Source organism: Cellulosimicrobium sp. NPDC030954 (genome assembly GCF_055571305.1).
This window is the reverse complement of sequence record NZ_JBVIFN010000015.1, coordinates 66,364-76,063: the sequence shown is the minus strand read 5'-3', so window position 1 is coordinate 76,063 and position 9,700 is coordinate 66,364. Positions and strand designations below refer to the sequence as shown.

Annotated in this window: 7 protein-coding genes; 5 read left to right on the top strand and 2 right to left on the bottom strand. The window is 74.4% G+C overall.

Translation table 11 applies throughout. The features are described 5' to 3' along the window. Positions 1 to 105 precede the first annotated feature (105 nt). Positions 106 to 423, top strand: a complete 318-nt coding sequence (locus ACZ402_RS19385; protein ID WP_375825668.1) for a hypothetical protein — start codon at positions 106 to 108, stop codon at positions 421 to 423. Between the two features lie 7 nt (positions 424 to 430). On the opposite strand, the gene ACZ402_RS19380 is transcribed toward ACZ402_RS19385, so the two are convergent. Then, positions 431 to 646, bottom strand: coding sequence for a hypothetical protein (locus tag ACZ402_RS19380; RefSeq protein WP_087471935.1), 216 nt, complete (start codon positions 644 to 646; stop codon positions 431 to 433). Positions 647 to 851: 205 nt separating this feature from the next. On the opposite strand from ACZ402_RS19380, the gene glgX reads away from it, so the two are divergent. The 4 genes from glgX to ACZ402_RS19360 all read left to right on the top strand — a co-directional run bounded on the left by glgX (position 852) and on the right by ACZ402_RS19360 (position 8,531). Then, positions 852 to 3,047, top strand: coding sequence for a glycogen debranching protein GlgX (gene glgX, locus ACZ402_RS19375; RefSeq protein ID WP_375825669.1), 2,196 nt, complete (start codon positions 852 to 854; stop codon positions 3,045 to 3,047). Then, positions 3,044 to 5,689, top strand: a complete 2,646-nt coding sequence (treY, locus tag ACZ402_RS19370; protein WP_375825670.1) for a malto-oligosyltrehalose synthase — start codon at positions 3,044 to 3,046, stop codon at positions 5,687 to 5,689. Before glgX ends, treY begins: the two co-directional genes overlap by 4 nt. Before the next feature lie 68 nt (positions 5,690 to 5,757). Then, complete coding sequence (gene treZ / locus ACZ402_RS19365) at positions 5,758 to 7,596, top strand: malto-oligosyltrehalose trehalohydrolase (RefSeq protein WP_375825726.1); 1,839 nt, start codon at positions 5,758 to 5,760, stop codon at positions 7,594 to 7,596. A gap of 14 nt (positions 7,597 to 7,610) precedes the next feature. Further along, positions 7,611 to 8,531: a PPK2 family polyphosphate kinase gene (locus ACZ402_RS19360; protein WP_375825671.1), complete on the top strand. Its 921-nt coding sequence runs from the start codon at positions 7,611 to 7,613 to the stop codon at positions 8,529 to 8,531. Between the two features lie 36 nt (positions 8,532 to 8,567). On the opposite strand, the gene zapE is transcribed toward ACZ402_RS19360, so the two are convergent. After that, on the bottom strand, positions 8,568 to 9,695 hold the full coding sequence (gene zapE / locus ACZ402_RS19355; protein ID WP_375825672.1) for a cell division protein ZapE: 1,128 nt from the start codon (positions 9,693 to 9,695) through the stop codon (positions 8,568 to 8,570). Positions 9,696 to 9,700 lie beyond the last annotated feature (5 nt).

Sequence of the window (9,700 nt, the reverse complement as noted above, 5' to 3'; positions counted from 1 at the left end):
CACCCGCTTCACCAAACGCGCCGCCTACTACCGCTCCGAACTCACCATCGCCGCGATCATCCTCTGGCTCCGCGATTCACCGGACACGCCCTAGGCTCGGGACCTGTGAGTGCCGCACCCGCCCCGAACCCGTCGCCAGAGGCCACGCGCCCCGAACCCGTCAGCGCGAGCATGCGCCGCGCGAAGGCGGACGCGCGCTCGGCGCACGTGACGATCGGGCAGGTCCGCGAGGAGGGGGCCGGGCGGGTGACGATCGACTGCTCGTGCGGCATGTCGCTCACGAACGGCCCGGACTGGACCGTCGACGAGCACATCCGCCTCCACCGGGCGGAGGCGCGCTACCTCGCGCTGAGCGCGGTCGCCCCGGCCGGGATGCCGCGGCTCATCCCGGTCGACGCCGACCGGCTGCCGCGCGTGGACTGACCGGCGCTCAGAGCTCGTCGGGGTCGTCCCAGGACGTGCCCGACGACGCGCCGTCGATCGGTCGGCGCTCGTTCTCCGACAGCGACTGCGGGGCCTTGGTCGCGTCCCCACCGGTCAGCACGTCACCGACGGCCTCCCCCTCCTCCTCGCGGCGCGGGGACAGTCGTGCGGAGGCGACGTCCGACTCGTTGAGGTCGTCGCGGTGGTCTGCGTGGGTGCTCATGGCACGGGTCTACCAGGTCCGACGCCGCGATGCACGACCGTCCGCGGCGCGGCGCGGTCAGGGCTTGACGCGGTGAGACGGCCGCGCGACCCGACCCACGATCGACGCGCGCTTGGCACACTATTTGTGCACGTGTCCCCTGTCACGTGAGGTCGGGCGCCTCCTGCGACGACAGCGACCCGGGGGGCGTGGAATCCTCGAGGGCATGCAGACCTGGCCCGGCCACCCCTACCCGTTGGGCGCCACCTATGACGGGACGGGGACGAACTTCGCCCTGTTCTCCGAGGTCGCGGAGCGCGTGGAGCTCTGCCTCCTCGGCGACGACGGCACCGAGACGCGCGTCGACCTCGAGGAGGTCGACGCGCACGTCTGGCACGTCTACCTGCCCGGGAAGGGGCCGGGCACGCGCTACGGCTACCGGGTGCACGGGCCGTACGACCCGGCGAACGGCCACCGGTGCAACCCGGCCAAGCTGCTCCTCGACCCGTACGCGAAGGCGATCGAGGGGCGGGTCGACGGCGACGAGTCCCTGTTCTCCTACCGCTTCGCCGACGGCGGCGAGGCGGCACCGCCCGAGGAGGACCCCGAGGGCGGCGGGACGGACGAGGCACCCGCGACCGCTCCCCCGCTCAACGACGAGGACTCCGCCGGCCACACGATGGTCTCGGTCGTCATCAACCCGTACTTCGACTGGGGCCACGACCGCCCCCCGAACCGGGACTACCACGACAGCGTGATCTACGAGGCGCACGTCAAGGGGATGACGATGCTCCACCCCGACGTGCCCGACGAGCTGCGCGGCACCTACGCCGGGATGGCCCACCCCGCCGTGATCGAGCACCTCGTGACGCTCGGCGTGACCGCGGTCGAGCTCATGCCGGTGCACCAGTTCGTCAACGACCCCACGCTCGTCGAGAAGGGGCTGTCGAACTACTGGGGCTACAACACCATCGGCTTCTTCGCGCCGCACAACGGGTACGCGGCGTACGGGACGCGCGGGCAGCAGGTCATGGAGTTCAAGACCATGGTCAAGGCGCTGCACGAGGCGGGCATCGAGGTCATCCTCGACGTCGTCTACAACCACACCGCCGAGGGCAACCACCTCGGTCCGACGCTGAGCTTCCGCGGCATCGACAACAAGGCGTACTACCGGCTGGTCGACGGCGACGAGGCTCACTACTTCGACACCACCGGCACGGGCAACTCGCTGCTCATGCGCTCGCCGCACGTGCTCCAGCTCATCATGGACTCGCTGCGGTACTGGGTGACGGAGATGCACGTGGACGGGTTCCGCTTCGACCTCGCGGCGACGCTGGCGCGGCAGTTCCACGAGGTCGACCGCCTCTCGGCGTTCTTCGACATCGTGCAGCAGGACCCGGTGATCTCGCAGGTCAAGCTCATCGCCGAGCCGTGGGACCTCGGCGACGGCGGCTACCAGGTGGGCGGGTTCCCGCCGCTGTGGACGGAGTGGAACGGGCAGTACCGGGACACCGTGCGCGACTTCTGGCGCGGTGAGCCCTCGACGCTGCCCGAGCTCGCGAGCCGCCTCACGGGCTCGTCCGACCTCTACGAGCACGGCGGCCGCAAGCCCATCGCGTCGATCAACTTCGTCACCGCGCACGACGGCTTCACGCTCAACGACCTCGTGTCGTACAACGAGAAGCACAACGACGCGAACGGCGAGGACAACAACGACGGCGAGAGCCACAACCGGTCGTGGAACTGCGGCGTGGAGGGACCGACGGACGACCCGGACGTGCGGGCGCTCCGCGCACGGCAGCGCCGCAACTTCCTCGCCACGCTGCTGCTCTCGCAGGGCGTGCCGATGCTCGCGCACGGCGACGAGATCGCGCGCACGCAGGGCGGCAACAACAACGGCTACTGCCAGGACAACGCGATCACGTGGATGGACTGGGGCGGCGAGGAGGGCCTCGACGACGAGCGGGCCGCGCTCCTCGACTTCGCCCGTCGCGTGGTGTGGCTGCGGCGCGACCACCCGGTCCTGCACCGGCGACGCTTCTTCCTCGGCCGCGGCGGCTCCGGGACGGCCGACGACGAGCTGCCGGACATCGAGTGGCTCGACATCACGGGGTCGCGCATGGACCAGCAGGACTGGGACCACGCGTACGCGCGCACCGTCATGGTGTTCCTCAACGGCGACGCGATCCCCGAGCAGGACCGGCGCGGCGAGCCGATCGTGGACGACTCGTTCCTCCTGCTGCTCAACGCGCACTCCGACGCGCTGGAGTTCACCGTGCCGCCCGCGAGGTACGGGGAGGGCTGGGACGTCGTGCTGGACACCGACGGCACGGTCGACGTCGGCGACGCCCTGCACCCGGGAGACACGGTCTCCGTGACGGGCCGCAGCGTCATCGTCCTGACCCGCCCGCCGCTGCGATGACGGCCGCCGTCCCCACCGTCGGCGCAGCCGGCGCGACCGGCGCGCACGGCACGCCGCCCCGCGTCCCCGTCTCGACGTACCGGCTCCAGCTCGGGCCCGACCTCACGTTCGACGACGCCGCGCGCCAGGTCCCGTACCTCGCCTCCCTCGGCGTCACGCACCTCTACCTCTCCCCCGTGCTCCAGGCCGCGCCCGGCTCGACGCACGGCTACGACGTCGTCGACCACACGCGCGTCAGCGCCGAGCTCGGCGGGCGCGACGGCCTGGAGCGTCTCGCCGCGAGCGCCCGGGCGGCGGGTCTGGGCCTGGTGCTCGACGTCGTGCCGAACCACATGGCGGTGCCGACGCCCGCGTGGCACAACCACGCGCTGTGGTCGGTCCTCGAGGACGGCGCCGACTCGCCGTACGCCCGGTGGTTCGACGTCGACTGGTCGGCGGGCGAGGGTGCGGTGCTCATGCCGGTCCTCGGCGCACGCCTGGGCGACGTGCTCGCGGCGGGCGAGATCGCGCTCGACGAGGTCGAGGTCCCCGGGTCGCCGGGGCCGCGCCGCGTGCTGCGGTACCACGACCATGTCTTCCCCGTGCGGGCGGGCACGGAGGACCTGCCCCTCACCGAGCTGGTGGAGCGTCAGCACTACCGCCTCGCGTACTGGCGCGTGGGCGACGAGGAGCTCAACTACCGGCGCTTCTTCGACGTCGGGTCGCTCGTCGCGGTCCGGGTCGAGGACGAGGAGGTGCTCGACGCGACGCACGCGCTCGTGCTCGACCTCGTCACGTCCGGGACCGTCGACGGCCTGCGCATCGACCACCCGGACGGCCTCGCCGACCCGGCGCAGTACCTCCAGCGTCTCGCCGACCGCACCGACGGCGCGTGGGTCGTCGTGGAGAAGATCCTCGCCGGCGAGGAGCAGGTGCCCCCGGACTGGGCGACGGTCGGGACGACGGGCTACGACGTCGCGTGGCGGCTGCAGCAGCTCTTCGTCGATCCCGGCGGCCGGTCGGGTCTGGACGCGGTGATGACGCGCCTCACGGGCGCCGCGCCGGGCGGGCTGGGCGCGCTCGTCGAGGAGGCGAAGCGCGAGGTCGTCGCGGGCCCGCTGTACGCGGAGCTGCACCGCCTGACCGACCTCGCGGCCGCCGTCTGCCATGACGACCCGCGCCTGCGCGACCACACGTGGCGCGGCCTGCACCAGTGCCTGCGCGAGCTGCTCGTCGCGTTCGACCGCTACCGGGCGTACGTCGTGCCGGGCACCCCGCCGCGGCACGAGGCGGTGCGTGCGGTCGAGGAGGCCGCCGCGCGCGCTCGCGCCCGGCTCGACCCCCAGCGCGCGGAGACGCTCGACGTCGTGGTCGGCCTGGTGCTGGGCCGGGAGGTCGGGAGCGCGGGACGGCGCCGCGAGGCGCGCCGCGACGAGCTCGTGGTGCGGTTCCAGCAGGTCTGCGGCGCGGTGACGGCGAAGGGCGTGGAGGACACCGCGTTCTACCGGTGGACCGAGCTCGTGAGCCTGTGCGAGGTGGGGGGCGAGCCGGACCGGTTCAGCCTCGGTGTGCACGACTGGCACGCCTTCGCGCAGCGGTTCGCCGCGCTCACGCCGCACGCCCTCACGGCGGGGTCGACGCACGACACCAAGCGCGGCGAGGACACGCGCGCGGCGCTCGGGGTGCTGTCCGAGGACGCGGCGGGCTGGTCACGGCTCGTCGACGAGGTCCGCGCGGCGACCGCCCCGTACCGCGGGGTGCTCGTGGACGGCCTCGCCGAGAACTTGTTGTGGCAGACCGTGGCGGGCACGTGGCTGCCCGACGCCGGCACCGGGACCGACCTCTCCGACGCGGCTGCGGGCGGGGCGGTCGCCCCCGACCGGCTCGTCGACTACCTGCGCAAGGCGCTGCGCGAGGCGAAGGTCGCGACGTCGTGGACGAGCCCGGACGTCGCCTACGAGGAGGCCGTCGCGGACCTCGCGCGGCGCGCGCTCGCCGACCCCGCGGTGACCGGCGCGTTCGCCCGGTGGTCCCGCGACCACCACGAGGAGCTGCGCGCGGCGAGCCTCGGGATCACGCTCGTGCGGCTCACGGCGCCCGGCGTCGCGGACGTGTACCAGGGCGCGGAGTCGTACGCGCCGACCCTCGTGGACCCCGACAACCGCCGCCCGGTGGACGTCGGGGCGCTGACCGAACGGCTCGCGCGGCTCGACGGCGGGGCGCCCGCCCGCACGCTCGCGGACGAGAAGCTGCTCGTCACCGCGCACGCGCTGCGGCTGCGCCGCGCCCTGGCCGACGCGTTCGTGGGCGACGGCGCCGGGTACGCGCCCGTCGCGTCGTCGACGCCGTGCGCGCTCGCGTTCGCGCGCACCACCCCGGGCAGCGCGGAGACGGGCGTCGCGCGCGTCGTGACCGTCGCGACGCGGCTCGCGGGCACGGTCGACCGGCTCGGGGGGTGGCGCGACCACGTCGTCGCGCTCCCCGAGGGCACGGGGGCGTGGGTCGACGTGCTCACCGGGCGCGAGCACGCGTCCGGCACGGTGCGCGTGGCCGACCTGCTCGCCGACCTGCCGGTCGCGCTCCTCGTCGACCCGGGCGACGCGGCGGGCGCCGCCGTCGCGCGCACGGGCGAGGCCCGGGAGCCCGCGGGGGACGCGCCGTGACGACCGACCCGACGAGCCAGGTGCCCGGTGTCCCCACGACCCGCGTCCCCCCGCCCCGGTCGACCCCCATGCTCGCCGTGCCCGGGCCGCGGCCGGTCGTGTGGGCGCCGACGGCACGCAGCGTCGAGCTGCTCCTGCCGGAGCCGGGCTCCGGGACGTTCGAGGGCGCGCAGCGGCTCCCGCTGCGCCTCGTGGGCGCGCACGTGCCCGGCTGGTGGGGCTACGACCACGAGCTGCCGTGGGGCACGGACTACGGCTTCGCGGTCGACGGCGGCCCGGGGCGCCCGGACCCGCGCAGCCCGTGGCAGCCGTACGGGGTGCACGGTCCGAGCCGCACGTTCGACGCGGCGTACGCGTGGACCGACGACGCGTGGGCGGGCCGCGACATGCGGGGCGAGGTCGTCTACGAGCTGCACGTGGACACCTTCACGCCGCAGGGCACGCTCGACGCCGCGATCGACCGGCTCGACCACCTCGTCGACCTGGGCGTCGGCGCGGTCGAGCTCCTCCCCGTCGCGGCGTTCGGCGGCGAGCGGGGCTGGGGCTACGACGGCGTGCACCTGTACGCGGTGCACGAGCCCTACGGGGGCCCGCGCGCCCTGCAGCGGTTCGTGGACGCCGCCCACGCCCGGGGTCTCGCGGTCGTGCTCGACGTCGTCTACAACCACCTCGGGCCGTCCGGGAACTACCTGCCGGAGTTCGGCCCGTACTTCACCGACGCGCACACGACGCCGTGGGGCTCGGCGGTGAACCTCGACCGGCCGGGCAGCCGGGAGGTACGCGAGTGGGTGATCGACAACGCCGAGCGGTGGTTCGTCGAGTTCCACGTGGACGCGCTGCGCCTCGACGCCGTGCACGCCCTCGTCGACGACTCCGCGACGCACCTGCTGGCCGAGCTCGCCCGGCGCGTCGACCGCGTCGAGCAGGAGGTCGGACGGCCGCTCACGCTCGTCGCGGAGTCGGACGAGAACGACCCGGCCACGGTCACGGGCGTCGAGCAGGGCGGGCGCGGCATGCGCGCCCAGTGGGCCGACGACGTCCACCACGCCGTGCACGCGCTCCTCACGGGCGAGCGGCAGGGCTACTACGTCGACTTCGGCTCCGTCGCGGTGCTGCGCAAGGCGCTCACGGGCGCGTTCGTGCACGACGGCACGTACTCCACCTTCCGCGGCCGCACGTGGGGCCACCCGGTCCCGGCGGGGACCGACGGGCACGCGTTCGTCGTGAGCGCCCAGAACCACGACCAGGTCGGCAACCGCGCGTTCGGGGACCGGACGTCGGCCACGCTCGACGGCGGCGGGCTCGCCGTGGCCGCGGCGCTCGTCCTGGTCTCGCCCTTCACCCCGCTGCTCTTCATGGGCGAGGAGTGGGGCGCGTCGACGCCGTGGCAGTTCTTCACCGACCACGCCGAGCCGGAGCTCGCCGAGGCGGTCCGGCGCGGGCGGGCGGCGGAGTTCGCCGACCACGGGTGGGGCGACGGCGCGCCGGTGCCCGACCCGCAGGACCCGGCGACCCGCGACGCGAGCGTCCTCGACTGGTCCGAGCGCGACCGCGGCGAGCACGCACGGCTGCTCGCCTGGTACCGGACGCTGGTGGCGCTGCGGTCGCGGCCGGACGTCCGCTCGGGCGACCTCTCGGTCGTGCGCGTGCACGGCCCCGGGGGCGTGGACGACGACGCCTCGGGCGAGGAGCCGGCGGCGACCTCGGCCCCGCGCGGCGGTCCCGCGTTCGTCGTGGACCGCCGGACCGTCGCGGTCGCGGTCAACCTCGGTGCGGAGCCCCGGCGGCTCCGGCTCGCGCTCGGCGGCACGCCGCGCGTCCTCGCCGCGTGGGACCCGGCGACGAGCGTGCACCGACGCCACGTCGACCTGCCCGCGCGTTCGGTCGCGGTCCTGTCCTGGGTGTGACTACGCTCACGCCCATGTCGACGACGAAGAAGGCGAAGAAGAAGCACGGCAAGGGCTCGGGGTCCGGCTCAGGCTCCGTGCCGACGCTCGACGCCGACTGGGAGGTCGCCCCCACGGAGTCGTTGCGCGTGCCCGCCGGCTTCGACCTCGCGGCGTTCGACCGCGGGTCCACGCCGGGGTTCGCCGGCGACAAGGCGGCCGGCCAGGCGCTCGTCGCGCGGCACGCGGACGAGCTCTCCGAGCTGCAGGAGCGCCTGTTCGCGGAGGGCCGCTCGGGCGGGTCGCGCTCGGTCCTGCTCGTCCTGCAGGGCATGGACACCGCGGGCAAGGGCGGCATCGTGCGGCACGTCGTCGGGCTCGTCGACCCGCAGGGCGTCGCGCACCGGTCGTTCGGCGTCCCCACGCCCGAGGAGCGCAAGCACCACTACCTCTGGCGCATCCGCCGCGCCCTGCCCGACCCCGGGTACATCGGCGTCTTCGACCGCTCGCACTACGAGGACGTGCTCGTCGCACGCGTCGACGGCCTCGTGCCGCCCGAGGTCTGGGAGGCGCGGTACGACGAGATCAACCGGTTCGAGGGGAAGGTCGTCGCGGCGGGCACGACCATCGTCAAGGTCGCGCTGCTCGTGTCCTACGAGGAGCAGCGCGCGCGGCTCATGGAGCGCCTCGAGCGCCCGGACAAGTTCTGGAAGTACAACCCGAACGACGTGGACTCGCGCGAGAAGTGGCCCGCGTACCAGGAGGCCTACCAGGCCGTCCTCGACCGGACGAGCACCGAGGCCGCGCCCTGGCACGTCGTCCCGGCCGACCGCAAGTGGTTCGCACGCCTCGCGGTGAGCGAGCTCCTGCTCGACGCGCTGCGCCGCCTCGACCTCGGCTGGCCCCCGGCCGACTTCGACATCGAGGTCGAGAAGGAGCGCCTCGCCGCGACATGAGCCGCCCGGACGGCGACGTGCCGCTCGGGCCTGCCGTCAGGCGGAGGCGCGCGCGACCGCGCGGCCGTCCTCGGCGAGCGCGCCGAGGCGCGAGAGCGCGCGGTAGTACTTCTTGCGGTACCCGCCGCGCAGCATCTCCTCCGTGAACAGGCTCCGCTCCCCCGTGTAGTCGCCCGACCCGGCGAGCAGCACGGGCACGTCGCGGTCGTAGAGGCGGTCGACGAGGACGACGAGGCGCAGGGCGGCGGACTGCTCGGTCACGGTGTGCACGCCGGTGAGCGCGACGACCTCGACGCCGTCGAGCAGCGCACGGTAGCGGCTGGGGTGCACGTGCGAGAGGTGCGCCAGCAGGTCGTCGAACGCGTCGAGCGTCGTGCCGGGGCGGCCCACCGCCGCGGCCCGCACCGCGTCCTCGGGCAGCGGGGCCGAGTCGGTGACCACCGCACGGTGGCGGTAGTCCTCGCCGTCGACGCGCAGCACCTCGAACCGGGCCGCGAGCGCCTGGATCTCGCGCAGGAAGTCCTCGGCCGCGAAGCGGCCCTCGCCGAGCGCCTCGGGCAGCGTGTTCGACGTCGCCGCGAGCGCGACGCCGCGGTCGGCGAGCTCGCGCAGGAGGCGCGACATGAGCACGGTGTCCCCCGGGTCGTCGAGCTCGAACTCGTCGATGCACACGAGCTTCTTCGTCGCGAGCGCGTCCACCGTCGCCTGGAAGCCGAGCGCGCCCACCAGGTTCGTGTACTCGACGAACGTGCCGTAGGCGCTCGCGTCGAGGCCGACGGCGTGCGCGAGGGACGTGAGGAGGTGGGTCTTGCCGACGCCGAAGCCGCCGTCCATGTACACCGCGGGCGCGGTCTGCTTGCGGCCGCCGAAGAGCCCCTTGCGCGCGGGCTTCACGACGGCGGCCGCGACCTCCTCGAGCCGCGCGACGGTGCGCGCCTGGCTCGGGTACGCGGGGTTCGCGCGGTAGGTCGAGAAGCGGGCGTCGGCGAAGTGCCGCGGCGGCAGGAGGTCGGCCAGCAGGCGTGCGGGCGGGACGGACGGGCGGACGTCGGCGAGGGCGCGCGTGCGTCCGGGCACGTCGAGGGTCGCGTCGGGGGCCGACGCGCGGGCGGTGCCGGGGAGGGCTGCCGGGGCCGAGTTGCCGCCGGCGACGGGCGCAGTCACGAGGA